The following is a 23,814-nucleotide window of genomic DNA, read 5'->3' as shown; positions in this document are numbered from 1 at the left end:
TGCCGTCCTGGCAAGTTGGTCATGGTTTTATCAAGGAACTAGTAGTATGCGTAAAATCGCATTGTTCATTGCGATGCTTCTGATTCCGTGCATGTCGTTTGCCGGACTGCTCAGCAGTAATAGCTCAACGACGCCGATCAGCAAAGAATATAAACAGCAGTTAATGGGATCGCCGGTTTATATTCAGATCTTCAAGGAAGAACGCACTCTCGATCTGTTTGTAAAAATGGGTGAGACGTATCAGCTGCTTGATAGCTACAAAATATGTAACTACTCCGGTGGATTAGGGCCAAAACAGCGTCAGGGCGATTTCAAAAGTCCGGAAGGGTTCTACAACGTTCAGCGTAGCCAGCTCAAACCAGACAGCCGTTTCTATAAAGCCATCAATATCGGTTTCCCGAATGCCTATGACCGTGCACACGGTTATGAAGGTAAATACCTGATGATCCACGGTGCCTGCGTGTCTATCGGCTGCTACGCGATGACCGATTCCGGCATTGATGAGATTTTCCAGTTTGTCACCGGCGCGTTGGTCTTTGGTCAGCCAAACGTTCAGGTCAGCATCTATCCGTTCCGCATGACGGATGCCAACATGGCGCGTCACAAGTATTCGTACTACGCGGATTTCTGGAAACAGCTGAAACCCGGCTATGACTACTTCGAGCAGACTCACAAGCCGCCTGTTGTCTCGGTTGTGGATGGCCGTTACGTGGTCAGCAAGCCGCTGAGCCACGAAGTTGTCCATCCACAGCTGGCGTCAAATTACACGGTCCCCGAGACAAAATAGCACCCACTCGCCTGGCATAATCTTTTGCCAGGTTTCGTTGCCCGTCAGCGGCTGCGTTGCAATAACAGTGACCACATCGTTCGGTGTGGTCTCCTTCTGAAAGTCTATCTCCACATCCTGATCGAGCAGCGTTGCCACGCCAAACGGCGCACGGCGGGTGATCCAGAACAAATTCGTCGAGCAGAACGCCATCACATAGCGGCCGTCAGAGAGCAGCATGTTGAACACGCCTTTTTCACGTAGCTCGGTCGCCAGCGTTGCGATGTATTTAAACACGGCAGCCATGTTGCCTGGCGTGCGGGGATAGCGCTCCGTCAGCTTGTGCAGCAGCCAGCAAAAGGCTTTTTCGCTGTCGGTTTCGCCTACCGGGCGGAAATTGCCCGTCTCCAGCGACTTATAGCCCGTGAGTTGCCCGTTGTGCGCGTAGGTCCAGTTACGCCCCCACAGTTCCCGGGTAAACGGATGGGTATTTTCCAGCGCCACTTCGCCACGGTTGGCCTGGCGAATGTGGGCGATCACCGAGCGGGACTTGATGGGATAGTCCTGCACCAGTTTGGCAATCGGTGAGTTAAAGCTGGGCTGTGGATCTTTGAACGTGCGACACCCTTTGCCTTCGTAGAAGGTGATGCCCCAGCCGTCTTTATGCGGCCCGGTTCCCCCACCGCGCTGAACCAGCCCGGTGAAGCTAAAGCAGATATCGGTTGGCACATTGGCGCTCATCCCGAGCAGTTCGCACATACATCACCTCCACAACAGCGGGGGGCACCGGCGCCCCCCAGCGAAGTCTTACTTAGCCATCTCTTTTTCGATCAGCTGGATCAGGATGTGGATCACTTTGATGTGAATTTCCTGAATGCGGTCAGCATAACCGAAGTGCGGAACGCGAATTTCAACATCCGCCGTACCGTCCATCTTACCGCCATCTTTGCCCGTCAGGGTGATGACTTTCATCCCTTTTTCACGCGCGGCGGCGATCGCTTTGATCACGTTACCGGAGTTGCCAGAGGTAGAGATCCCCAGCAGCACGTCGCCTTCACGGCCTACGGCTTCAACGTAGCGGGAGAAGATGTGGTCGTAACCGAAGTCGTTGCCTACGCAGGAGATGTGGCTCACGTCGGAAATCGCAATCGCCGGGTAGCCAGGACGGTTTTCGCGATAGCGTCCGGTCAGCTCTTCTGCGAAGTGCATCGCGTCACAGTGAGAGCCGCCGTTACCGCAGGAGAACACTTTGCCACCCGCTTTGAAGCTGTCGGCCAGCAGGACCGCCGCGCGCTGAATAGCGTGAATATTGGCATCATCTTTCAGAAAGTTCGCCAGCGTTTCCGCCGCTTCGTTCAGTTCGTTACGAATAAGATCCTGGTACATGAGGATAATCCTTCAGTATTGATGAAATAACACAGTGGAGTGTACCGGATAGCGGGAAAAGCGAGAAGCTAAAGCCATGCGAAACGTCCGGCGTTTTGCTTTTTCGTGCCGGGTAAAACGCGAACAATGTGAACCAGGTTGTAATTATTTTGTAAACACATTGCTAAAGGAAATAACATCAACTACAACCATATCATCACAAGTGGTCAGACCTCCTACAAGCAAGGGAGCTTTTCTTTATGATGATTTTGAGCATTCTCGCAACCGTTGTTCTGCTCGGTGTGTTGTTCTATCACCGCGTAAGTTTATTCCTGAGCAGCCTGATTCTTCTGGCCTGGACGGCTGCGCTTGGCGTCGCAGGTCTCTGGACTATCTGGCTTTTAGTCCCTCTTGCCATCATCCTTCTGCCGTTTAACTTTGCCCCGATGCGTAAATCAATGATCTCTGCACCGGTGTTCAAAGGCTTCCGCAAGGTGATGCCGCCCATGTCGCGTACTGAAAAAGAAGCGATTGATGCGGGCACCACCTGGTGGGAAGGCGACCTGTTCCAGGGTAATCCGGACTGGAAAAAGCTGCATAACTACCCGCAGCCGCGTCTGACCGCGGAAGAGCAGGCGTTTATTGACGGCCCGGTAGAAGAAGCCTGCCGTATGGCGAACGACTTTGCCATCACCCATGAAATGGCCGACCTGCCGCCAGAGCTGTGGGCGTACCTGAAAGAGCATCGCTTCTTCGCGATGATCATTAAGAAAGAGTACGGCGGTCTGGAGTTCTCCGCCTACGCTCAGGCTCGCGTCCTGCAAAAGCTGGCAGGCGTTTCCGGCATCCTGGCGATTACCGTTGGCGTGCCTAACTCCTTAGGCCCGGGCGAACTGCTGCAGCATTACGGTACCGAAGAGCAGAAAGATCACTACCTGCCGCGTCTGGCTCGCGGTCAGGAAATCCCTTGCTTCGCGCTGACCAGCCCGGAAGCAGGCTCCGATGCGGGCGCGATTCCGGATACCGGCGTGGTCTGCATGGGCGAGTGGCAGGGCGAGCAGGTGCTGGGCATGCGCCTGACCTGGAACAAGCGTTATATCACGCTGGCCCCTATCGCCACCGTGCTGGGTCTGGCCTTTAAGCTCTCTGACCCGGAAAGACTGCTGGGCGGCGAAGAAGATCTGGGCATTACCTGTGCGCTGATCCCAACCTCCACCCCGGGCGTCGAGATTGGTCGGCGTCACTTCCCGCTGAACGTGCCGTTCCAGAACGGTCCAACCCGCGGCCAGGATATCTTTGTGCCGATTGATTACATCATCGGTGGTCCAAAAATGGCCGGTCAGGGCTGGCGTATGCTGGTGGAATGTCTGTCGGTGGGCCGCGGCATTACCCTGCCGTCGAACTCAACCGGCGGTCTGAAGTCGGTGGCGATGGGGATTGGTGCCTACGCCCACATCCGCCGTCAGTTCAAAATCTCCATCGGCAAGATGGAAGGTATCGAAGAGCCGCTGGCGCGTATCGCGGGCAACGCCTACGTGATGGACGCTGCCGCCACGCTGATTACCTACGGTATTATGCTGGGCGAAAAACCGGCCGTACTGTCCGCCATTGTGAAGTACCACTGTACCCACCGCGCGCAGCAGTCAATTATTGACGCGATGGATATCGCGGGCGGTAAAGGCATTATGCTCGGCGAAGGCAACTTCCTGGCGCGCGGCTATCAGGGCGCACCGATTGCCATCACCGTTGAAGGGGCAAACATCCTGACCCGCAGCATGATGATCTTCGGTCAGGGCGCAATTCGCTGCCATCCATACGTGCTGGAAGAGATGGCCGCGGCGCAGAACAACGACGTGGATGCCTTCGATAAGCTGCTGTTCAAACATATCGGTCACGTGGGCAGCAACAAGGTGCGCAGCTTCTGGCTGGGCCTGACGCGCGGTCTTACCAGTTCGACGCCAACCGGCGATGCAACCAAACGTTATTATCAGCATCTGAACCGTCTGAGCGCCAACCTGGCCCTGCTGTCCGACGTTTCCATGGCGGTACTGGGCGGCAGCCTGAAGCGTCGCGAACGTATCTCTGCCCGTCTGGGCGATGTGCTGAGCCAGATCTTCCTGGCCTCTGCGGTCCTGAAACGTTACGACGACGAAGGCCGTCAGGAAGCGGATCTGCCGCTAGTGCACTGGGGCGTACAGGATGCGTTGTATCAGGCTGAACAGGCGATTGACGATCTGCTGGCAAACTTCCCGAACCGCTTCGTGGCAGGCGCCCTGCGCGTGGTGATCTTCCCGACCGGTCGTCACCATCTGGCACCGTCCGACAAGCTGGACCACAAAGTGGCGAAGATCCTGCAGGTTCCGAGCGCAACCCGTTCCCGCATCGGCCGCGGTCAGTACCTGGCACCGACGCCGCATAACCCGGTGGGTCTGCTGGAAGAGGCGCTGCTTGACGTGATGGCCGCCGATCCGATTCACCAGAAGATCTGTAAACAGCTGGGCAAAAACCTGCCGTTTACCCGTCTGGACGAACTGGCAAAACAGGCACTGGCCGGTGGCATTATCAGTAAAGATGAGGCCGCTCTGCTGGTGAAAGCCGAAGAGAGCCGTCTGCGCAGCATTAACGTGGATGATTTCGAACCGGACGAGCTGGCGACGCAGCCGGTAAAGCTGCCGGAGAAGCACCGCAAACCTGAAGCGGCATAACGCGTTTCGCTTACCTAAACCCCGCCTCGCGCGGGGTTTTTTATTGCCACATTTTCTCGTTGTGTCGTGCTACAGTGTCAAAAAAAGTGGTCGTTTGAGGAGTCTGTATCGTGCCTGGTCTGAAGATTTCTATTTTGCAGCAACCTTTAGTGTGGATGGATGGCCCCGCCAACCTGCGCCACTTCGATCGTCAACTCGAAGACATTACCGGGCGCGATGTGATTGTCCTGCCGGAAATGTTCACCACGGGCTTCGCCATGGAAGCGGCAAAACAGTCAATGCCGCAGGAGGAGGTGGTTGCATGGATGCATGCCAAAGCGCAGCAGACCAACGCGCTGATTGCCGGTAGCGCCGCGCTGCAAACGGAGCGCGGCCCGGTGAACCGCTTCCTGCTGGTCGAGCCGGAAGGAAAGGTGCATTTCTACGACAAGCGCCACCTGTTCCGTATGGCGGATGAGCACCATCACTATGAAGCCGGTAACGCGCGCGTGGTGTTCGAATGGCGCGGCTGGCGTATTCTGCCGCTGGTCTGCTACGACCTGCGCTTCCCGGTGTGGTCTCGTAACCGCAACGATTACGACCTGGCGCTGTATGTTGCCAACTGGCCTGCACCGCGCTCCCTGCACTGGCAGTCGCTGCTCGTGGCGCGCGCGATTGAGAACCAGGCGTACGTGGTGGGCTGCAACCGCGTGGGGACGGACGGCAACGGGCATCACTATCGCGGCGACAGCCGGGTGGTGAATCCGCAGGGCGAGATCATCGCCACCGCCGAGCCGCATCAGGCGACGCGCATTGATGCCGAATTATCGTTAACGGCGCTGAAGGAGTACCGGGAGAAGTTTCCGGCATGGCAGGATGCGGATCCGTTTAGCATTGGATGAATAAAAGCCGGGTGGCGGCTACGCCTTACCCGGCCTACAAAGAGCACAACGTAGGCCCGGTAAGCGCAGCGCCACCGGGCGTTAATTAACTCACCAGCGCCTGCCCGTCTTTACGGCTTTCCGTCGCGGCCACGTAGTGTCCTTCCGGCAGGCGGTAAATCACCTGCGCACCACCGAAGTTGTAATCCTGAAGCGGATCTTCCACCACGATCTGATGCCCGCGCTCGCGCAGCGCGGCAATCGTGTTGCGATCGAACGTCGATTCAACGATCACCTCCCTGCCCTGCACCACGCGCCAGCGCGGCGCATCGATTGCCGCCTGCGGGTTTTGCCCGTGCAGTATGATGCGCAGCGCCATCTGCATGTGCCCCTGCGCCTGCATCGGGCCGCCCATCACGCCGAAGGACATCAGCGGCTGGCCGTTGCCGTCCATCGCAAAGCCCGGAATGATGGTGTGGAACGGGCGCTTGCTGCCCGCCAGCGCGTTCGGGTGCTTCGGATCCAGCACAAAGCCGCAGCCCCGGTTTTGCAGGCTGATCCCGGTATCCGGCACCACAATGCCTGAACCGAAGCCCATATAGTTGGACTGAATAAACGAGACCATCATCCCGCTGGCGTCCGCGGTGCTGATGTAGACCGTGCCGCTCTGCGTCGGGGAACCGTAGACAAAATCAGATGCGCTGTCGTGGTTGATCAGCGCCGCACGCGACTTCAGATAATGGTCGCTCAGCAGCTCTTTTGCCGCGAACGCCATGTGCTCTTCGTCCGCCACGTAGCGGTCGAGATCCGCCAGCGCCAGCTTCATCGCCTCAATGGAGAGATGCAGAGACTGCACGGAATCCGGATGATGCTTCTCAATGCCGCACTGCTCAAGAATGCCGAGCGCGATCAGCGTGGCGATCCCCTGACCGTTAGGCGGGAGCTCCTGCACCGAACCGCCCGCGAAGTCGCGCGACAGCAGCTCTACCCAGTCCACGCGATGGTTGGCCAGGTCCTCAGCCGTCAGGTGCGCGCCATGTTCTTTGGCGAAGGCGGCAATTTTCTGCGCCAGCTCGCCGCGGTAAAAGGCGTCGCCGTTGGTGCGGGCAATCAGCTCAAGCGAGTTCGCCTGCGCCGGGTTACGGAAGATCTCCCCCACGCGCGGGGCGCGGCCTTCCGGGGCGAAACAGGCGCTGAAGCCCGGCTGATCTTTCAGCTTGTTATAGCCGCGCTGCCAGAGATGCCCAATCAGCGGGGAGACCGGGAAGCCGTTGCGCGCGTAGTCAATGGCAGGCTGCGCCAGGGTGGTCAACGGCAGCGTTCCGAAGCGTTCCGCCAGGGCGACCCAGCCGGATACCGCCCCCGGCACGGTTACCGCGTCCCAGCCGATTTCGGGTACCGCGGTTTTTCCGGCAAACAGATCCGCGTGCCAGCTCGCAGGCGAACGACCTGAGGCGTTCAGGCCGTGCAGCTTTTCACCGTCCCAGACGATAGCAAAGGCGTCGCTGCCGATCCCGTTGCCGGTCGGCTCGACTACCGTCAGCGCCATCGCGGCGGCAATGGCGGCATCCACGGCATTTCCCCCCAGCTGCAGCATCTTCATTCCCGCCTGCGCCGCCAGCGGCTGAGACGTCGCAACGGCGTTATGGCCCAGCATCGGCGGACGGCGTGAAGCGTAACCGGACGTAAAATCTAGCGCTTTGGTCATCATGACTCCTTAGTCGTGGCGCGGATCGAGCGCATCGCGCAGCCCGTCGCCGAGTAAATTAAAGCCCTGCACGGCAAGGAAAATCGCCACGCCGGGGAAAATGGACATCCACGGGGCCTGCTCGAGAAAACCTTTGGCGGTGTTGAGCATGGAGCCCCAGGACGGATTGGGCGGCTGCTGTCCCAGCCCCAAAAACGACAGGCTGGCTTCAGCGATTATCGCCGAGGCAATCGCCAGCGTGGCCTGCACCAGAATCGGCGACATCACGTTGGGCAGAACGTATTTGATGATGATCCAGCGATCCGGCAGGCCAATTGCCCTCGCGCCGTCGATGTACTCTTCGTTGCGAATGGCGATCACCTGGCCGCGCGTCAGGCGGGCGAAGATCGGCATCGCGGAAAGGCCGATGGCGATCATCGCGTTCGTCAGGCTCGGGCCCAAAAACGCCCCCAGCGCGATCGCCATGATCAGGAACGGGCAGGCCAGCAGCGCCTCGATCACGCGCGAGATGACGCCGTCCCACATCTTCTGGAAGTAACCCGCCACCAGCCCCAGCGGTACGCCGATAACCACGGCAATCACCACAGACATACAGCCCGCCATCAGCGAGGTGCGCGCCCCCCAGATAATGCGGGATAGGATGTCTCGCCCCAGCTCGTCGGTGCCGAACCAGTACATCGCCGACGGCGCTTTGCGCACCGCCAGGAAGTTGGCTTTGACCGGGTCGAACGGGGCGATCCACGGCGCCAGCAGAGCCACCAGCACAAAGAATCCCACCACTGCCGCGCCAATGACCGCGCTTTTATTGGCGAGGAATTTTTTCAATACCCGGTTTTGCGCCCGCGGCAGTGCGGGCACAACGGTTTGGGTCGTCATTTCCGCCATCGTTAGCCTCGCATTTTCGGGTTGATAAGGACGTAAAGCACGTCGGCCAGCAGGTTGAGCATCAGGAAGCCGATGGCGACGATCAGCACCACGCCCTGCACCACCGCGTAATCACGGTTAAATACTGAATCGACGATCATCTTGCCGAAGCCCGGAATGGTGAACACCTGCTCGGTCAGCACCGCGCCGCCCAGCAGTTCGCCAAACAGCAGCGTGGTGAGGGTGATCACCGGCACCAGCGCGTTGCGGAACGCGTGCTTCAGGATCACCGCCTTCGGCAGCAGCCCTTTCGCCCGCGCGGTGCGGATGTAGTCCGCCTTCAGTACCGCAATCATCGAGGCGCGGGTGTGGCGCATCAGCGTTGCCGCGAGCCCCGTTCCGAGCACGGACGCGGGCAGCAGCAGCGTGCGCAGGTTCTGGAGCGGATCTTCACTGAACGGCACGTAGCCGGAGGCAGGCAGCCACTGCAGGTTCACCGAAAAGACCAGAATCAGCAGGATCCCCAGCCAGAAGTGCGGGATCGAGATCCCCGAGATCGCCACGAAGTTCGCCCCGTGATCGACCCAGCTGTTTTTGTTCACCGCCGCGAGGATCCCCATGCTGATGCCAAACACCAGCGCGATAATCATCGCCAGCAGCGACAGCTCCAGCGTAACCGGCAGCTTGCTGGCGATCAGCTGCGTCACCGGTTCATGCGTGCGTAAGGAGACGCCCAGATCGCCCTGCAGCGCGCGCGTCAGCCAGTGGAAATACTGCACGGGGATCGGCGCATCGAGGTTCAGCTCTGCGCGCAGCTGGGCGATGACGGCCGGATCGCGCTCCTCCCCGGCCATGGCGATCAGCGGGTCGCCGGGCAGCAGCTTTTGCAGCCCGAACACCATCATGCTCACCAGCAATAGCGTCGGGACGGCCAGCAGCAGACGTTTGCAAATCAGTTCCAGCATGGGTTCTCCTCAGGACGTTTATTTCGCCAGCGTCAAACCGGCCAGACGCACGATGCCGTCCGGGTACGGCTTAAAGCCCTGCACGCTTTTGTTCAGGCCAAAAATGCGCGGCTCGAAGTAGAGGTAGGCAATCGGCATGTCGGTTTGCAGCTGCTTCACCACCTTGTCGTACAGCGGCTGGCGCGCGGCCTGGTCGGTACTCTGGCGCGCCTGGGTCAGCCACTCATCGACCTGCGCGTTGCTGTAGCGGCCGTCGTTCAGGGTGCCTTTGCTGTTGATAAAGCCGTAGATGCTGCCGTCCGGATCCGGGCGCCCCGACCAGCCGGAGAAGCTCAGCTGATAGTCCCCGCTCTGCTGGCGGTCCAGCAGCGTGGCGAATTCGGTCATCTGCAGGTTCAGGTTAAAGCCCGCCTCGGCGACCATCGCCTGCAGCACCTGCCCCACCTGCTGCGAGGTTGGGTTGTTCGGCACCAGCAGGTTGACGGTCAGCGGCGCGGTGACGCCTGCCGCTTTGAGCAGGGCTTTGGCTTTATCGACGTCACGCGGCGGGACCGGCAGGTTGACGTGATACGGACTCACCGTGGAAAACGCCTGGTTGGCTGGCGTATACAACCCTTCAAAGACCACCTGGTTTAGCGCATCGCGGTCGATGGCCTGAGAAAACGCCTCGCGTACTCGAGCGTCCTTGAACGGATCGTTGGCGGGCACCTTGCCGTTATTGATGTTGAAAGTGATGCCCTGATAGCCCAGACCGGTCACCTTCGCCAGCGCCAGCTTGCTGTCGGCTTCGACGGTTTTAACATCGCTGGCGGCGATGCCTTCGGTCAGATCAAGATCGCCCGCGCGCAGGTTCGCGAGGCGCACGGAGGCATCCGGGATCGGCAGATAGATAATTTTGTCGAAGTGGTAGGCGTCTTTGTTCCAGTAGTTGTCGAAGCGGGTCAGAACGATGCGGTCCTGGGACACGCGGCTGTCGAATTTATACGGGCCGGAACAGACCGGATGGGCGGCAAAGTCAGGCTTTTTTGCCGCTTCAGGGGCCATCATCGCGCCCGCGCGGTCGGTGAGCTGCATCAGCAGTGCCGCATCCGGCGTTTTCAGGTGCAGGGCAATCTGCATCGGACCGGTGACCTCGACCGATTCAACGGAGGAGATCTCGCTTTTACGCAGGGAGCCTTTTAAGGTCAGGGCGCGGTCGAGGTTGTATTTTGCCGCGGCGGCATCGAATTTCTCACCGTCATGGAAGGTCACGCCTTCGCGCAGGTTGAGCGTCAGGGTTTTACCGTCGTCACTCCACGCCCAGTCTTTGGCCAGACCGGGGACGACCTTCAGGTTTTCATCCACATCCACCAGCCTGTCGCACAGGGCGGCAAAGACGAAGCGGCCATAGTAGGTGCGCGCCAGATGCGGGTCGAGCATGTCCGGGTCAGCCCCCAGGCCAATACGCAGCACGCTTTCAGAATGGGCGGGCAGCGCCGCGCCAAGCAACATAACACTTCCCAGTACGGTCAAAAGAGAATTACGCATTGTCATTATCATGAGTTCCTTGAAGGAAGGGACGAGTGGGTGGCCGCGTGTTCAAACAGCGCGCGGCGGCGCAGAAAAGCAGCGGATGGCGGTGCGATCTGGATAACGCTGCGATCGCGGTTGATCTCCTGCCAGCGATGACAGGCAACCTGACGCCCGCCGTCGAGCACCTGATTAATCGGCTCGACCTGACGGCATTCGTCAGTGACGTACGGGCAGCGGGTGTGGAAACGGCAGCCGGACGGCGGACTGGCCGGGTTCGGTAAGTCCCCCTGCAGCAGCGGCGCGTCGCGTTCAGCGCCCGGCTGCATCTGCGGCGCCGAGGCGATCAGCGCCTGGGTATAGGGGTGCAGCGGTGCGTCAAAGATCTCATCGACGCTGGCAAGCTCGACGATTTGCCCGAGGTACATGACCGCCACGCGGTCGCTCATATGGCGAATAACAGCCAGACCGTGGGCGACAATCACCATCGTCAGCCCCAGCTGGTGCTTCAGGCTTTCCAGTAAATTGACCACCTGCGCCTGCACCGACACATCCAGCGCGGATACCGGCTCATCGCCCAGCAGCAGCTTTGGTCCTGAGGCCAGCGCGCGCGCAATGCCGATACGCTGGCGCTGCCCGCCGGAAAACTCGTGCGGGTAGCGCCCGGCCCAGGCGGCGGGCAGGCCCACGGTCTTAAGCAGTTCGGCAACGCGGTACTGCCGGTCCCCTTTCTTCATGTTCTGGTGCAGCCACAGCGGCTCACCGACGATCTGCTCCACCGTCATGCGCGGGTTCAGGGAGGCGAAGGGATCCTGGAAGATGATCTGCAGCTCGCGGCGGAGCTGATTGAGCCGCGCGCCCGAGGCGTGGGTGATCTCTTCCCCCTGATAAAACACGCGCCCTTCGCTGGCGGCCAGCAGGCGCAGCAGCAGGCGGCCAAGCGTGGATTTTCCGGAACCGGACTCGCCGACAATCGCCAGCGTTTCGCCCGGCATGACGGCAAGCGACACGCGATCGACCGCCGTGACGAACCGGGCCGGGGAAAAGAGTTTTTTCGGACCGGGGAAAAGCTTGCTGAGGTCCCGGGCTTCAAGAATGGGCGTGGTCATGCGGTCTCTCCCAGGGCAATGTGGTGTTCGAGCGGCACGCGGAAGCAGGCGACCTGATGGCCCGCGCCGAGCGTGGCGAGCGGCGGTTTTTCATCATGACAGCGCGACTGTGCAAACGGGCAGCGCGTCGCGAAACGGCAACCTTTCGGCATGGACTCCGGGAGCGGGACCGTTCCGGGAATAGTGGAAAGCGGGCCTTTGCGTGCCCCCAGCGAAGGGATCGAGCCCATCAGGCCGATGGTGTACGGGTGCTGCGGGTCGGCAAATATCGCCTCGACGCTCCCCTGCTCTATCACCTGTCCGGCATACATCACCGCCACCTGCTGCGCCACTTCGGCCACCACGCCTAAATCGTGGGTGATCATCAGCACCGCCGTGCCGGTTTCCTCTTTCAAGGTGTTGAGCAAGGCGAGGATTTGCGCCTGGATGGTGACGTCGAGCGCGGTGGTCGGCTCGTCGGCAATCAATAATTTAGGATGATTGATCAGCGCCATGGCAATCATCACGCGCTGGCGCATGCCGCCGGAAAGCTGGTGGGGATAGGCTTTCAATCGCATCTCTGCTGCCGGAATCTGCACTTTCTCGAGGATCTGCAGCGCGATCTTCATCGCCTCTGCGCGCGAGACGTCCTGATGACGCATAACCGCCTCGCTCAGCTGATCGCCCAGCGTAAACGCCGGATTGAGCGAGGTCATCGGCTCCTGGAAAATCATCGCCAGCTCGCTACCGCGCAGATCGGCATATTCCCGCGGCGAGAGCTTGCGCAGATCGTGGCGACGAAACTGCATCTCCCCGCTGACGATCCGTGCGCTGGCGGGCAGTAACCCCATCAGCGCCAGGGAGGTGATACTTTTCCCACAGCCGGATTCTCCCACCAGCGCCAGCGTTTCGCCCGCCCTGACGGTCAACGAGATACCGTCAAGCACGCTTACCGGCGAGCCCGCGAACGTAACGTTGAGGTTTTTTACTTGCAATACGGGCGTGGCGTCCTTGAAGGGGATTGTCGTCATGGCGTGAAGTCGTCCTCGAGGTGGATCGCCTGAATCAGGGCGGTTTGCAGGCTGAGCAGGTGTTCGCGCATCGCGGTCGCGGCCTCGTTAGGCTGGCGATGGATAATGGCAGCCATGATCTTGTGATGGTGGTCGTTATAGCTATCGACACGCTCGGGGGTGCGTGCCAGCTCGCGCAGATGCTGCCAGCCCGGTTCACGCCGCACGGCATCAATGGCATCAAACAGGCCGAGCATCAGGCGATTACCAGCCGCTTCCGCAATGGCGCGGTGAAAGGCGCTATCCCACAGTTCGTTGAGATCGCGGTCATCCGGGCTGACTTTGTCGATGCGTTCCAGCATGCGCTGCATGAGCGCAAGGTTTTCCCTGGTGGCACGCAGTGCCGCAAGCCGGGCTAAGCCGGGTTCGAGCTGCAGACGAGCTTCCATCACTTCCAGAAGGTTGGTTTGCTGAACCAATCCCTGAAGGGCCAGCGGTTCAACGGGTGCAGCCGGGCCGATAAAGGTCCCTTTGCCCTGCTTACGCCAGATGCGCCCCTCTTCTTCCAGCACGTCCAGCGCGCGACGCACTTCACGTCGTCCTACGCCGAGTGTGTCCGACAGCTCACGTTCCGTGGGCAGCGGAGTGCCTGGTGTTGACTCGTGCTGGTTGATTAGCCCGCGCAGCTGTTCAAGCGCGGTGCTGGAATTGGCCAGAAACCGTGACGGTTTTTCCATATTGGTTCGCTCGCTTTCATCATTGCTTTATTTTTATTAACGATAAGTTATTGATATGGAATGACGCTTATCGTGCTAATGATTAAGCAATAACCAAACCAATCTGCAATTGGTTCAGTAATTTTTTGCATAGCGGGTTATAAGCAGATGATTCTGTATGAATTCTTTTTTACAGAGAGACACAATCTGACTCGTGCCTGAATAGCCGTCGGTGGAAAAATGCACAACAACAGTGCAAAGAATGCACTAATGATGTGCAATTGTTAATTAATTGCACTATTGATATTAACTTTTTGTTAACTACAAGTCAGAAGAGAGGGAATGGAATCACAGCTGGCTGAAACGACGAAGGCCTGAATCATTTCTGATTCAGGCCTTCTGAATAGTGGCGGAACGGACGGGACTCGAACCCGCGACCCCCTGCGTGACAGGCAGGTATTCTAACCGACTGAACTACCGCTCCACTGTTCCCGTTTGGGGAACGAGGCGCATATTACGGTGCGCCTCCGATCTCGTCAACGCTTTTTCTCGCGTTTTGAATCGTTTGCTGCAAAAATCGCCCAAACGATGATTTTACAGGCATTCCGGCGTTTTTTCAGGCACGCCACAGGCAGCTGCCGCCCTTCTTCTGCACCAGATCAAGACGGGATTCGTGGTTAAGCAGCTCTTCATCACTGGCTAAAACAACCCGCAGCCGGCTTGCCTGACGGACGACACGCTGAATACCCGCTTCGCCCTGCGTTTGCTGCGACTCATTTTCCATACTGAACTTCATAGACGTCTGCCCACCGGTCATCGTCAGATAGACATCGGCGAGGATCTGGGCATCGAGCAACGCCCCGTGGAGCGTTCGTTTGGTATTATCTATCTCGTAGCGCGAACAAAGTGCATCCAGGCTGTTACGCTTGCCGGGGAACATTTTCCTCGCCAGCGCCAGACTGTCTGTCACCTTACAGAAGGTGTTCGTCTTCGGGATATCACGGTTAAGCTTGCTGAATTCATAATCCATAAAGCCGATATCGAACGAGGCGTTATGGATAACAAGCTCAGCGCCCCTGATGTATTCCAGGAATTCGTCAGCCACGTCCGCAAACGTCGGCTTATCCAGCAAGAACTCATCGGCAATACCGTGAACGCCGAACGCTTCGGGATCCACCAGCCGATCGGGCTTGAGATAGACGTGGAAGTTGTTCCCCGTAAGGCGACGGTTCACCACTTCAACGGCACCGATCTCAATGATCTTATGCCCTTCGTAGTGCGCGCCGATCTGGTTCATACCGGTGGTTTCGGTATCGAGGACGATCTGGCGAGTAATTGCAGTGCTCATAGCGGTCATTTATGTCAGACTTATCGTTTAACTGAACGTTTCAAATACAGGAAGTCTACCAGAGATGCGTAAACAGGTAGAAATTTTCACCGATGGATCTTGTCTCGGCAACCCGGGTCCCGGCGGCTACGGCGCGATTATGCGTTATCGCCAGCATGAAAAAACTTTTAGCGAAGGCTATTTTCTGACCACCAACAACCGGATGGAGCTCATGGCGGCCATTGTGGCGCTGGAGGCACTAAAAGAACATTGTGACGTGGTGTTAAGTACCGACAGCCAGTACGTTCGTCAGGGAATTACCCAGTGGATCCATAACTGGAAAAAACGCGGCTGGAAGACTGCCGATAAGAAACCGGTCAAGAACGTCGATCTCTGGAAACGGCTTGATGCCGCCCTGGGCCAGCACCAGATCAAGTGGGAGTGGGTTAAAGGGCATGCCGGTCATCCGGAAAACGAACGCTGTGACGAACTGGCGCGTGCGGCAGCCGCTAACCCTGCGCATGAGGACGCGGGCTATCAGCCTGAATCCTGATCAGGGCTTTCTGTACTGCCGCGTGGCGCCAACGGTCTGGCGGATCGGTGTTTTCGATTTGCTCTGCTTCATGGGATTAAGCGTAAGGGGAATGGTTCGCTTACGCGCGACGATAAACTGCATGCAGCCTAAGGCAGGCAAATGCGTGCTCAACAAGACGCCCCCCTGCCGCGCCCAGGGCAGCACCTGAAAACCGCCGTAGCAGAGCACTTCGAAGTTAAGCAGTGACAGCCAGTCGAGCTGGCGCATCATGGTGAACATCCGGCTGTTGTAAGGCGGCGTCCGGCGCAGCACCGGTACCAGCTTTCGCAGGCCCATCAGGCTCAGCGGGTTGAATCCGCTCAGCACCAGCCAGCCGTCATCAATCAGCACGCGATCGGCTTCGCGAAGCAGACGGTGCGGATCGCTGCACCAGGGTAACGTATGTGCGAGCAAACACGCATCAACGGATTTTTCCGCAAACGGCAGATGTAACGGGTCTGCTTTCACCTGAACCGGCGATCCGCCGAGAGAGACGTTCACCTGATGCGAGATAGCGCAGCTTTCGGTATTGATTTCCGCGCTGAGATTGCCAATCTTAAGCAGGTGAAAGCCATACATTTTCGCGAGCCAGGGCTTCAGCTGTTGCTCTAACGCCTCGCGATAGTATTCACCCCAGGGCAGTTCCGCCCAACGTTCCGGTGCTGCGACAGTCTGAGGTATCCTTGCCGGTTTCATCAACACACCCGCCACGCTATAAGAGGTAATGTATGAATCTTATCAGTATTTCTGCTTTTGAGGACAATTACATCTGGGTTTTGGTTGACGATGAACGTCGATGCGTCATTGTCGATCCCGGAGAATCCGCCCCCGTACTGCGCGCAATAGAAGAGAACGGCTGGCAGCCGGAAGCCATTCTGTTGACGCATCACCATAACGATCATACGGGCGGTGTACCTGAACTGCGTACCCATTTTCCGCATGTTGTGGTTTACGGACCGTCAGAGGCACAAGATAAGGGTGTTACGCAAGTAGTCGAAGAAGGCGAAAAAATCCTCATACGCGAGTGGGAGTTTTCCGTATTTGCCACACCGGGTCACACTTTGGGACATCTGTGTTTCTACAGTAAGCCTTATCTTTTTTGCGGTGACACGCTGTTCTCAGGGGGCTGCGGAAGGCTGTTTGAAGGCACACCAGCGCAAATGTATCAGTCTTTACAGAAGATTAACGCATTACCCGATGACACCGTTATTTGTTGCGCGCATGAGTATACATTAGGGAATATGAAGTTTTCCGTCAGCCTGTTGCCTGAGGATCGGGCGATTCAGGATTATTATCACAAAGTGAAGGAGTTACGTGCAAAAAACCAAAACACACTCCCCGTAATTCTGAAAAACGAGCGCCAAATTAATTTATTTTTGCGAACAGATGATATTGATTTAATTAGCAAAATTAACCAAGAAACAAATTTGCAACAACCAGAACAGCGATTTGCATGGTTAAGGTCAAAGAAAGATAACTTCAGATAATTGCTGGTTGCCTTTTCAAAAATTCGCCGTTATCATCGCTCGTCTTTTAAGCAACTATTGACACACACATGAAGGCAAAAGCGATATTACTCGCCTCTGTCCTGCTTGTAGGTTGCCAGTCGCAGAACGGCAGCAACGTACAACAGCACGCACAGAGCCTTTCTGCAGCTGGTCAAGGGGAAGCAGGGAAGTTTACAAGTTCGGCGCGCTGGATGGACGATGGGACATCTTTCGCGCAGGAGCAAGACTTGTGGACCTCTATTGGCGACGAGCTAAAGATGGGAATTCCGGAAAACAGCCGGATTCGCGAACAGAAACAGAAGTATTTAAGTAATAAGAGCTATCTCCACGATGTAACGTTACGGGCAGAGCCGTATATGTACTGGATAGCCGGGCAAGTTAAGAAACGTAACATGCCTATGGAGCTGGTACTCCTACCCATAGTGGAGAGCGCTTTTGACCCACACGCGACGTCTGGCGCCAATGCCGCAGGCATTTGGCAGATCATTCCGAGCACCGGGCGAAACTATGGTCTGAAACAGACCCGCAACTATGATGCGCGTCGCGATGTTGTCGCTTCAACGACAGCCGCTCTCGACATGATGCAACGTCTGAACAAGATGTTTGACGGCGACTGGCTGTTAACGGTCGCAGCGTACAATAGCGGCGAAGGTCGTGTACTGAAGGCAATGAAAGCGAATAAAGCACGGGGTAAATCCACCGATTTTTGGTCGCTCTCACTGCCACAGGAAACAAAGATTTACGTACCGAAAATGCTGGCTTTGAGCGATATTCTCAAGAACAGCAAGCGTTACGGTGTACAACTGCCAACACCAGACGAAAGTCGTGCACTGGCGCGTGTTCGCCTCAGCAATCCGGTTGATATTCAACAGGTTGCTGATATGACGGGTATGTCGGTAAGTAAATTGAAAACCTTTAATGCTGGCGTTAAAGGCTCAACGCTGGGGGCGAGTGGCCCGCAGTATGTAATGGTTCCGCAGAAACATGCTGAGCAGTTACGTGAGTCTTTAGCTTCGGGTGAAATCGCCGCCGTTCAGTCAACGCTGATCGCGGATGCATCATCAGTTAACAGCCGCAGCTATAAGGTTCGTTCAGGTGATACGCTTTCGGGCATTGCGTCACGTCTTGGCGTGAATGCGAAAGATCTGCAGCAGTGGAATAACCTGCGCAGTTCAGGCCTGAAAGTGGGTCAAACTCTGACGGTGGGTGCAGGTAGCAGCGCACAGCGTCTCGCCAGCAACAGCGATAGCATTACCTATCGCGTGCGCAAGGGTGATTCGCTGTCCAGTATCGCAAAACGTCACGGCGTGAACATCAAAGATGTGATGCGCTGGAACAACGATACTGACAATCTGAAACCGGGCGACCAGCTGACGCTGTTTGTGAAGAACAGCGCGACGCCAGACTCCTGATTACACGACCGAAAGATAAAAAGGCACCGATTCCCCTCGGTGCCTTTTTTGTTTATCCCGCTTTTTGCGCTTCCGCCATGATGGTATCGCTGGTAAATGAACCATCGTCCTGCAGTTCAAAGTACGCCTTCACCTCTGCCGACGCACTCTCCTGATACAGCCTGATAGCCTGGCTTAATGCTTCCGGGGTGCGCATACGCGCAATCCACGAGCTAAACTCCAGCGGTAAACGGTCTGTGATTAACGAACGCGCGATCAGCCCCGCTTCCGTGATCAGCGATAACCACTCTCCGCTGGCGTAGTTTTGCACATGGGAGGTGTCGCGCAGCGCTTCCACCGTCTGCAGCCAGATATTACGTACCGGATGACCAGGCGACATGACATCCATAATAATGAAGATGCCACCCGGCTTCAGAATGCGCTTGACTTCGCGTAATGCCTGGCCAACATCATGCCAGTGGTGCGCGGAATAACGGCTGATCACCACCTCAAACGAGGCATCATCAAAAGGTAAGGATTCGGCATAGCCCTGACGCGTATCAATGTTGTCCAGCCCCTTCGCTTTCGCCGCTTCAGCAACCACCTCCAGCATCTGGCTGGATAAGTCATATGCGGTTACGTGCGCCACCTGCTGCGCAGCCGTGAAGCTGGCATGCCCTGCCCCGCAGCCTAAATCCAGTACGTGCGCCTGCGGGAATGCCGACAGACGTTCACCGAGACGTACCAGATCGCGACCTGAAGCGTGCACGGCGCTGCTCAGATAGGCATTTGCCTGAGAACCAAACTGTTTTTCTACGTTGTCATGATGGGAGTGTGTTGTTCTCATCGTACTGTCCTTTGTGGGTTAAAAATAGAAGGGCAGCACCCGCGCAGGTCTGCCCCACGGCAGACCTGACACACCATTATTTATCAGGTTTGCCGGGACTGAATTCGACTAGTAGAGGGTTATGATCGGAGGCCCGCGTCACCAGCACAGAGGCGTCGTGCACGCTTAAACCACGGTAGAAGACAAAATCGAGAGGACGACCAAAGGCTTTTTTGCGCTGGTCATCGCTAAAACGGACTTCACGCAGCGACATTTCGCGCGCAAAGCGGTACAGCGCATTCATGCGCGGGCGGCTCCAGGCATTGAAATCGCCGGCCATAATGATCGGCCCACTGTGATGCGCAATCTGATCGCCGATCGGAAGTAACTGCTTACTATAAACATCCACGCCCAGGCTGAAGTTTACCGCGTGGATATTCACGACCATCAGCATACGGGTATCCGGCAGTGGATAGACCGTCACCAGCGCCGATTTCGCCAGACGCAGGATAGGCTCGCGTTCGCGCAATGGACAACAATAGACCGGATGTGCTGCTGAAAGCGTCATCACCCCCGAGGGGTGCTGAGGCAGAACAAAGGCAGGTACCTGGTCGGCGGCAAGATAGTGAGTGGTGGCAAACCGGACCAGCTCAGGGGTGGTTTGCGCCTCCTGGAGCAGAACCAGATGGGCATCTTTGCCAAAATTCTTGAGTACCGATAACCACTCCGCACGCTGCTGCTTAAAGATATTCCACACCAGTACGCGGATTTTTTCATCGCTGCTTAACGGTGTGCCGGCGGGTAATGCCTGACTGATGCTCGCAAACGACCCCGGAGGCAAGATCCTCTCCGCGGGCATTCCGGCAACATAACGCATGGCATAGGTATTTTTTCGCACTTTTGGAAACAGCCTCTGTAACATGAACCAGTCCGGAAAACGGACTGGTTCTAATGTTATAGGGACTTTAGGTCACACTTTCAACGCAATTTCTGAGAAACCGCTTTCCAGTTTTGTAAGCCAGCGCTTACTGATGTTACCCCAGCGCAACGCGGGCTGGCTTATCCAGACGTCCGCTCAGGCCAATCAGCAGGAAGGCGATCAGGACAATCACCGCGCCAATCCACGGGGTCTGGGTCAATCCGAAGTGCTCGACGGTTTGTCCGCCAATAATTGAACCCAGCGCAATACCAATATTAAATGCGGCAATGTTCAGCCCCGATGCCACGTCCACCGCATTTGGCGTATAAAGCTCGGCTTTCTGTACAACGTAGACCTGAAGCCCTGGCACATTACCAAAAGCGAAGATCCCCATGACCAGTACCGTGACCAGCGCGGCGTACTGTATCGAGGCGGTGAACTGGAAAATCATCAGCAGAACAACCAGCGCGGCGAAGATGAATTTCAGCGCCGGCACCGCACCATGCTTATCCGCAAGCTTGCCGCCCCAGATATTGCCAATCGCAACGGAAATACCGTACCCCAGCAAGATCCAGCTTACGGCGTTGGGAGAGAAGCCCGCCAGGTCCTGCATCATCGGTGCCAGGAAGGTAAAAGCAGTGAATACGCCACCATAGCCCAGCGCCGTAACCGCGTAGATGATCAGCAAACGCGGATGCGTAAGTACCTTCAGCTGATCGCTCAAGCTAGCGCTGGCCCGGCCTGGAATATTCGACGGCACCAGCAGCAGGCTGGTCACCAGGGCAATGACGCCCAGTAGGGAGACGGCCAGGAACGTTTCACGCCAGCCGAAGTGTTGTCCGATAAACGTGCCCAACGGTACGCCCGTAACGAGTGCAACGGTCAACCCACCGAACATGATCGCAATGGCGGATGCCGCTTTCTCTTTGGGTACCAGGCTGGTTGCAATAGTAGAACCAATCGAGAAGAACACCCCCTGTGCAAGGCCGGTCAACAGCCGAGCGATGACCAGCGTAGTGTAGTCCGGCGCCTGCCAGGCCAGAATGTTGCCAGCAGTGAACAGCACCATCAGTGCAACTAACAGCTGCTTACGCGGGAAACGTCCGGTCAGGGCCGTCAGGACTGGCGCACCGACGGCAACGCCCAGGGCATAGATAGACACCAGCAATCCGGCGGAGGGCAGCGAGATCGCAAGCTGGTTAGCAATGGTGGGAACCAGTCCCACGATAACAAATTCGGTCGTGCCAATTGCGAAGGCACTGATCGTCAGGGCAAGTAGCGCCAGTGGCATAAAATACTCCGTATCATCAGGATTAAGATGACAGGCAGTATGCGCCAGTGCTTAAATAACAAAAATGGTCAAAATCTCAATAGAATTTTGCGGGTGGTGCAACAATGAAAGCAACGTCAGAAGAGCTGACAATCTTTGTCGCCGTGGTTGAAAGCGGCAGCTTTAGCCGCGCTGCCGAACAGCTGGGACAGGCTAACTCAGCCATCAGCCGCTCGGTAAAAAAGCTGGAGATGAAGCTTGGGGTGAGTCTGCTCAACCGAACGACGCGGCAGCTGAGCCTGACGGAGGAAGGTGAGCGTTATTTTCGCCGCGTGCAGTCGGTACTGCAGGAGATGGCCGCAGCAGAGACCGAGATTATGGAGACCCGCAGCACGCCGCGTGGGTTACTGCGCATTGATGCAGCCACGCCGGTTGTGCTGCACTTTCTGATGCCGCTAATCAAACCTTTCCGTGAACGCTATCCGGAGATGACGCTCTCTCTGGTCTCGTCCGAGACGTTTATTAACCTCATCGAGCGAAAGGTAGATGTGGCGATCCGGGCCGGAACGCTGACCGATTCAAGCCTGCGGGCCCGCCCGCTGTTTGCCAGCTACCGTAAAATTATCGCGTCGCCACAGTATATTGCTGAACATGGCAAACCGGAGACGGTTGAGGAGTTGAAACAGCATTTGTGCCTGGGCTTCACGGAACCCGTTTCGCTAAATACCTGGCCCGTCGCCTGCCCTGACGGTCAGTTGCATGAGATCACCTGCGGGTTGTCGTCCAACAGCGGGGAGACGCTGAAGCAATTGTGTCTTGAAGGCAACGGTATCGCCTGTTTGTCTGACTATATGATTGATAAGGAGATTGCGCGGGGTGAACTGGTGGAATTGATGGCCGATAAACGCCTGCCAGTTGAAATGCCTTTTAGCGCGGTGTATTACAGCGACAGAGCGGTGAGTACGCGCATTCGTGCCTTTATCGATTTTCTGAGTGAACATATAAAAACAGCTCCCGGAGGAGCTGTGTGAGGGTTCAGGTTACAGAGGGTGGGTCAAACTTAATCCCAGTTTGGCGCTAAGCCTTCCGGGCTGACCAGGCGATCGTTGCACTCCAGTGCTGCGATCGCTTTTTTATCGTCAGTATCCAGATGAAGATCCGTTGCTAATAGGTTGCTCGCCAGGTTTTCACGCTTAGTGGATGATGGGATCACGGCATACCCTTCACCCATTGCCCAAGCCAGTATTACCTGCGCAGCCGTCGCATTATGCTTCTCGGCGATACGGATAATCACCTCATCTTTCAGCGCCTTACCGTAGGCCAGCGTCATGTATGAGGTGATGTGGATCCCATGCTGTTTTGCCCAGTCCACCACTTTGCGGTTTTGCAGATATGGAGAGAGCTCAATCTGGTTGGTCGCAATATTTTCTGCGCCAACAGCAGCAATGGCCTTTTCCATCAGCGGGATAGTGAAGTTGGAGATCCCAATTTCACGCGTTAAGCCCTGTTTTTTCGCTTCCAGCAGCGCCTGCATGAATTCTTCCACAGAGACGGCATCGTTCGGTGATGGCCAGTGGACCAGCGTCAGATCCACGTAGTCAGTACGCAGTTTTTTCAGGCTCTCTTTCAGGCTTGGGATCAGCTTGTCTTTGCTGAGATTCTCAATCCAGATTTTCGTGGTAATAAACAGCTCATTACGCGGTACACCGCTCTCTTCGAGAGCTTGTCCAACGGCAGCTTCGTTTTCATAGATCTGCGCCGTATCAACAGCACGATAGCCCAGTTCGAGTGCGGTTTTAACTGATGCGATAACAACGTCGTCTTTCAGGCGGAAAGTGCCCAGACCAAATGCAGGGAGAGTCATACTATTCCTCAATCATTATGTTCGTAAACTGAGGACGATTATCGCTGGCGGTGTTATAGAGAAAAAGATCGCAAAATGCAGAGGATTTTTGCTGATTTCGCAATAATTAAACGTCAGATAAGAAAAAAGCCCTGAGCGTTAGCTCAGGGCTTTTAATAAGTGGCGGAACGGACGGGACTCGAACCCGCGACCCCCTGCGTGACAGGCAGGTATTCTAACCGACTGAACTACCGCTCCACCGAAGACTGCTTGTAACCACCGGATTAATGCACCGGCTTACTACTAAATTTGATGCCTGGCAGTTCCCTACTCTCACATGGGGAGACCCCACACTACCATCGGCGCTACGGCGTTTCACTTCTGAGTTCGGCATGGGGTCAGGTGGGACCACCGCGCTAAAGCCGCCAGGCAAATTCTGTTAAATCTGTATCAAAGCTGAAATTTGATTGTTCGTCTCTTCGCCAAAACATCTTCGGCGTTGTAAGGTTAAGCCTCACGGTTCATTAGTATCGGTTAGCTCAACGCATCGCTGCGCTTACACACCCGACCTATCAACGTCGTCGTCTTCAACGTTCCTTC

At 56.7% G+C, this 23,814-nt stretch carries 22 protein-coding genes, 2 tRNA genes and 2 rRNA genes; 7 read left to right on the top strand and 19 right to left on the bottom strand.

Annotated elements, in window-relative coordinates; translation table 11 throughout:
- The first annotated feature begins 46 nt into the window (after positions 1-46).
- Positions 47-787, top strand: a complete 741-nt coding sequence (gene dpaA, locus ACHH0Z_RS12105) for a peptidoglycan meso-diaminopimelic acid protein amidase (protein WP_008500261.1) — start codon at positions 47-49, stop codon at positions 785-787.
- Here the strand turns inward: dpaA and ACHH0Z_RS12100 are convergent.
- Together ACHH0Z_RS12100 and lpcA are read right to left on the bottom strand one after the other, a co-directional pair.
- Entirely contained in the window at positions 758-1,525 is a 768-nt protein-coding gene (locus tag ACHH0Z_RS12100; protein ID WP_008500262.1) for a class II glutamine amidotransferase, read from the bottom strand. The two genes, dpaA and ACHH0Z_RS12100, sit on opposite strands and share 30 nt — an antisense overlap.
- Before the next feature lie 48 nt (positions 1,526-1,573).
- A complete protein-coding gene (gene lpcA / locus ACHH0Z_RS12095; RefSeq protein WP_395149538.1) occupies positions 1,574-2,152 on the bottom strand; it encodes a D-sedoheptulose 7-phosphate isomerase in 579 nt (192 codons plus the stop codon).
- Positions 2,153-2,391: 239 nt separating this feature from the next.
- Between lpcA and fadE the strand changes: the two genes are divergently transcribed.
- Positions 2,392-4,836 (top strand): acyl-CoA dehydrogenase FadE, encoded by a 2,445-nt coding sequence (gene fadE, locus ACHH0Z_RS12090; RefSeq protein ID WP_045408050.1) that lies wholly within the window; start codon positions 2,392-2,394, stop codon positions 4,834-4,836.
- 110 nt (positions 4,837-4,946) lie between these two features.
- A complete protein-coding gene (locus tag ACHH0Z_RS12085; protein WP_045408052.1) occupies positions 4,947-5,717 on the top strand; it encodes an amidohydrolase in 771 nt (256 codons plus the stop codon).
- An 85-nt stretch (positions 5,718-5,802) separates the two neighbouring features.
- Here the strand turns inward: ACHH0Z_RS12085 and ACHH0Z_RS12080 are convergent, their stop codons facing one another.
- The 9 genes from ACHH0Z_RS12080 to dnaQ all read right to left on the bottom strand — a co-directional run bounded on the left by ACHH0Z_RS12080 (position 5,803) and on the right by dnaQ (position 14,904).
- A complete protein-coding gene (locus ACHH0Z_RS12080; protein WP_045408055.1) occupies positions 5,803-7,404 on the bottom strand; it encodes a gamma-glutamyltransferase family protein in 1,602 nt (533 codons plus the stop codon).
- 9 nt (positions 7,405-7,413) lie between these two features.
- Positions 7,414-8,289, bottom strand: coding sequence for an ABC transporter permease (locus ACHH0Z_RS12075; RefSeq protein WP_032654781.1), 876 nt, complete (start codon positions 8,287-8,289; stop codon positions 7,414-7,416).
- Positions 8,290-8,291: 2 nt separating this feature from the next.
- Complete coding sequence (locus tag ACHH0Z_RS12070; protein ID WP_008500268.1) at positions 8,292-9,233, bottom strand: ABC transporter permease; 942 nt, start codon at positions 9,231-9,233, stop codon at positions 8,292-8,294.
- 18 nt (positions 9,234-9,251) lie between these two features.
- Positions 9,252-10,766: an ABC transporter substrate-binding protein gene (locus ACHH0Z_RS12065; RefSeq protein WP_186436487.1), complete on the bottom strand. Its 1,515-nt coding sequence runs from the start codon at positions 10,764-10,766 to the stop codon at positions 9,252-9,254.
- 2 nt (positions 10,767-10,768) lie between these two features.
- Positions 10,769-11,851: an ABC transporter ATP-binding protein gene (locus ACHH0Z_RS12060; protein ID WP_045408062.1), complete on the bottom strand. Its 1,083-nt coding sequence runs from the start codon at positions 11,849-11,851 to the stop codon at positions 10,769-10,771.
- Entirely contained in the window at positions 11,848-12,861 is a 1,014-nt protein-coding gene (locus tag ACHH0Z_RS12055) for an ABC transporter ATP-binding protein (RefSeq protein WP_045408065.1), read from the bottom strand. The genes ACHH0Z_RS12060 and ACHH0Z_RS12055 overlap by 4 nt, the downstream gene beginning before the upstream one ends.
- Positions 12,858-13,577 (bottom strand): FadR/GntR family transcriptional regulator, encoded by a 720-nt coding sequence (locus ACHH0Z_RS12050; RefSeq protein WP_021242871.1) that lies wholly within the window; start codon positions 13,575-13,577, stop codon positions 12,858-12,860. Before ACHH0Z_RS12050 ends, ACHH0Z_RS12055 begins: the two co-directional genes overlap by 4 nt.
- Before the next feature lie 386 nt (positions 13,578-13,963).
- Positions 13,964-14,040, bottom strand: a tRNA-Asp gene (locus ACHH0Z_RS12045).
- 132 nt (positions 14,041-14,172) lie between these two features.
- Entirely contained in the window at positions 14,173-14,904 is a 732-nt protein-coding gene (gene dnaQ / locus ACHH0Z_RS12040) for a DNA polymerase III subunit epsilon (RefSeq protein WP_025912581.1), read from the bottom strand.
- 64 nt (positions 14,905-14,968) lie between these two features.
- Between dnaQ and rnhA the strand changes: the two genes are divergently transcribed.
- On the top strand, positions 14,969-15,436 hold the full coding sequence (gene rnhA / locus ACHH0Z_RS12035) for a ribonuclease HI (protein WP_008500276.1): 468 nt from the start codon (positions 14,969-14,971) through the stop codon (positions 15,434-15,436).
- On the opposite strand, the gene ACHH0Z_RS12030 is transcribed toward rnhA, so the two are convergent.
- Positions 15,437-16,153 (bottom strand): class I SAM-dependent methyltransferase, encoded by a 717-nt coding sequence (locus tag ACHH0Z_RS12030; protein WP_008500277.1) that lies wholly within the window; start codon positions 16,151-16,153, stop codon positions 15,437-15,439.
- 32 nt (positions 16,154-16,185) lie between these two features.
- Here ACHH0Z_RS12030 and gloB point away from each other — a divergent pair, with 32 nt between their 5' ends.
- Both gloB and mltD read left to right on the top strand, forming a co-directional pair.
- Positions 16,186-16,944, top strand: coding sequence for a hydroxyacylglutathione hydrolase (gloB, locus tag ACHH0Z_RS12025; protein ID WP_045408068.1), 759 nt, complete (start codon positions 16,186-16,188; stop codon positions 16,942-16,944).
- A gap of 68 nt (positions 16,945-17,012) precedes the next feature.
- The gene (gene mltD / locus ACHH0Z_RS12020) at positions 17,013-18,377 is read left to right on the top strand and encodes a murein transglycosylase D (RefSeq protein ID WP_023293221.1); all 1,365 of its coding nucleotides are present in this window, start codon (positions 17,013-17,015) and stop codon (positions 18,375-18,377) included.
- A gap of 52 nt (positions 18,378-18,429) precedes the next feature.
- Here the strand turns inward: mltD and ACHH0Z_RS12015 are convergent, their stop codons facing one another.
- From ACHH0Z_RS12015 to ACHH0Z_RS12005, 3 genes are all read right to left on the bottom strand, one after another.
- Positions 18,430-19,203: a class I SAM-dependent methyltransferase gene (locus ACHH0Z_RS12015; RefSeq protein WP_045408072.1), complete on the bottom strand. Its 774-nt coding sequence runs from the start codon at positions 19,201-19,203 to the stop codon at positions 18,430-18,432.
- A 76-nt stretch (positions 19,204-19,279) separates the two neighbouring features.
- The gene (locus ACHH0Z_RS12010; RefSeq protein WP_025912579.1) at positions 19,280-20,080 is read right to left on the bottom strand and encodes an endonuclease/exonuclease/phosphatase family protein; all 801 of its coding nucleotides are present in this window, start codon (positions 20,078-20,080) and stop codon (positions 19,280-19,282) included.
- 136 nt (positions 20,081-20,216) lie between these two features.
- Positions 20,217-21,392, bottom strand: coding sequence for an MFS transporter (locus ACHH0Z_RS12005; RefSeq protein ID WP_395149537.1), 1,176 nt, complete (start codon positions 21,390-21,392; stop codon positions 20,217-20,219).
- 104 nt (positions 21,393-21,496) lie between these two features.
- Between ACHH0Z_RS12005 and yafC the strand changes: the two genes are divergently transcribed.
- Entirely contained in the window at positions 21,497-22,402 is a 906-nt protein-coding gene (yafC, locus tag ACHH0Z_RS12000) for a DNA-binding transcriptional regulator YafC (RefSeq protein WP_021242864.1), read from the top strand.
- 29 nt (positions 22,403-22,431) lie between these two features.
- Here the strand turns inward: yafC and dkgB are convergent, their stop codons facing one another.
- The 4 genes from dkgB to ACHH0Z_RS11980 form a co-directional block, all read right to left on the bottom strand.
- A complete protein-coding gene (gene dkgB, locus ACHH0Z_RS11995; RefSeq protein ID WP_045408079.1) occupies positions 22,432-23,235 on the bottom strand; it encodes a 2,5-didehydrogluconate reductase DkgB in 804 nt (267 codons plus the stop codon).
- 160 nt (positions 23,236-23,395) lie between these two features.
- Positions 23,396-23,472: transfer RNA gene (locus ACHH0Z_RS11990), tRNA-Asp, on the bottom strand.
- A 56-nt stretch (positions 23,473-23,528) separates the two neighbouring features.
- Positions 23,529-23,644 (bottom strand): 5S ribosomal RNA (gene rrf, locus ACHH0Z_RS11985).
- A gap of 73 nt (positions 23,645-23,717) precedes the next feature.
- A 23S ribosomal RNA gene (locus tag ACHH0Z_RS11980) occupies positions 23,718-23,814 on the bottom strand; the annotation flags it as partial.

This window comes from Enterobacter cloacae complex sp. 2024EL-00227, from assembly GCF_043945315.1.
GTDB classification, from domain to species: Bacteria; Pseudomonadota; Gammaproteobacteria; order Enterobacterales; family Enterobacteriaceae; genus Enterobacter; species Enterobacter roggenkampii.
The sequence above is the reverse complement of the archived record's forward strand: the minus strand, read 5'-3'. Positions and strand labels throughout refer to the sequence as shown.

What these genes read in the sequence shown, in the direction of transcription:
- dkgB (WP_045408079.1), bottom strand. Translation starts at nt 23,235, where the DNA reads ATGACTCTCCCTGCATTTGGTCTGGGCACTTTCCGCCTGAAAGACGAC.
- gloB (WP_045408068.1), top strand. Translation starts at nt 16,186, where the DNA reads ATGAATCTTATCAGTATTTCTGCTTTTGAGGACAATTACATCTGGGTT.
- dpaA (WP_008500261.1), top strand. Translation starts at nt 47, where the DNA reads ATGCGTAAAATCGCATTGTTCATTGCGATGCTTCTGATTCCGTGCATG.
- lpcA (WP_395149538.1), bottom strand. Translation starts at nt 2,152, where the DNA reads ATGTACCAGGATCTTATTCGTAACGAACTGAACGAAGCGGCGGAAACG.
- ACHH0Z_RS12060 (WP_045408062.1), bottom strand. Translation starts at nt 11,851, where the DNA reads ATGACCACGCCCATTCTTGAAGCCCGGGACCTCAGCAAGCTTTTCCCC.
- ACHH0Z_RS12005 (WP_395149537.1), bottom strand. Translation starts at nt 21,392, where the DNA reads ATGCCACTGGCGCTACTTGCCCTGACGATCAGTGCCTTCGCAATTGGC.
- ACHH0Z_RS12065 (WP_186436487.1), bottom strand. Translation starts at nt 10,766, where the DNA reads ATGACAATGCGTAATTCTCTTTTGACCGTACTGGGAAGTGTTATGTTG.
- ACHH0Z_RS12015 (WP_045408072.1), bottom strand. Translation starts at nt 19,203, where the DNA reads ATGAGAACAACACACTCCCATCATGACAACGTAGAAAAACAGTTTGGT.
- ACHH0Z_RS12050 (WP_021242871.1), bottom strand. Translation starts at nt 13,577, where the DNA reads ATGGAAAAACCGTCACGGTTTCTGGCCAATTCCAGCACCGCGCTTGAA.
- ACHH0Z_RS12075 (WP_032654781.1), bottom strand. Translation starts at nt 8,289, where the DNA reads ATGGCGGAAATGACGACCCAAACCGTTGTGCCCGCACTGCCGCGGGCG.
- ACHH0Z_RS12100 (WP_008500262.1), bottom strand. Translation starts at nt 1,525, where the DNA reads ATGTGCGAACTGCTCGGGATGAGCGCCAATGTGCCAACCGATATCTGC.
- dnaQ (WP_025912581.1), bottom strand. Translation starts at nt 14,904, where the DNA reads ATGAGCACTGCAATTACTCGCCAGATCGTCCTCGATACCGAAACCACC.
- ACHH0Z_RS12030 (WP_008500277.1), bottom strand. Translation starts at nt 16,153, where the DNA reads ATGAAACCGGCAAGGATACCTCAGACTGTCGCAGCACCGGAACGTTGG.
- fadE (WP_045408050.1), top strand. Translation starts at nt 2,392, where the DNA reads ATGATGATTTTGAGCATTCTCGCAACCGTTGTTCTGCTCGGTGTGTTG.
- mltD (WP_023293221.1), top strand. Translation starts at nt 17,013, where the DNA reads ATGAAGGCAAAAGCGATATTACTCGCCTCTGTCCTGCTTGTAGGTTGC.
- rnhA (WP_008500276.1), top strand. Translation starts at nt 14,969, where the DNA reads ATGCGTAAACAGGTAGAAATTTTCACCGATGGATCTTGTCTCGGCAAC.
- ACHH0Z_RS12070 (WP_008500268.1), bottom strand. Translation starts at nt 9,233, where the DNA reads ATGCTGGAACTGATTTGCAAACGTCTGCTGCTGGCCGTCCCGACGCTA.
- yafC (WP_021242864.1), top strand. Translation starts at nt 21,497, where the DNA reads ATGAAAGCAACGTCAGAAGAGCTGACAATCTTTGTCGCCGTGGTTGAA.
- ACHH0Z_RS12080 (WP_045408055.1), bottom strand. Translation starts at nt 7,404, where the DNA reads ATGACCAAAGCGCTAGATTTTACGTCCGGTTACGCTTCACGCCGTCCG.
- ACHH0Z_RS12055 (WP_045408065.1), bottom strand. Translation starts at nt 12,861, where the DNA reads ATGACGACAATCCCCTTCAAGGACGCCACGCCCGTATTGCAAGTAAAA.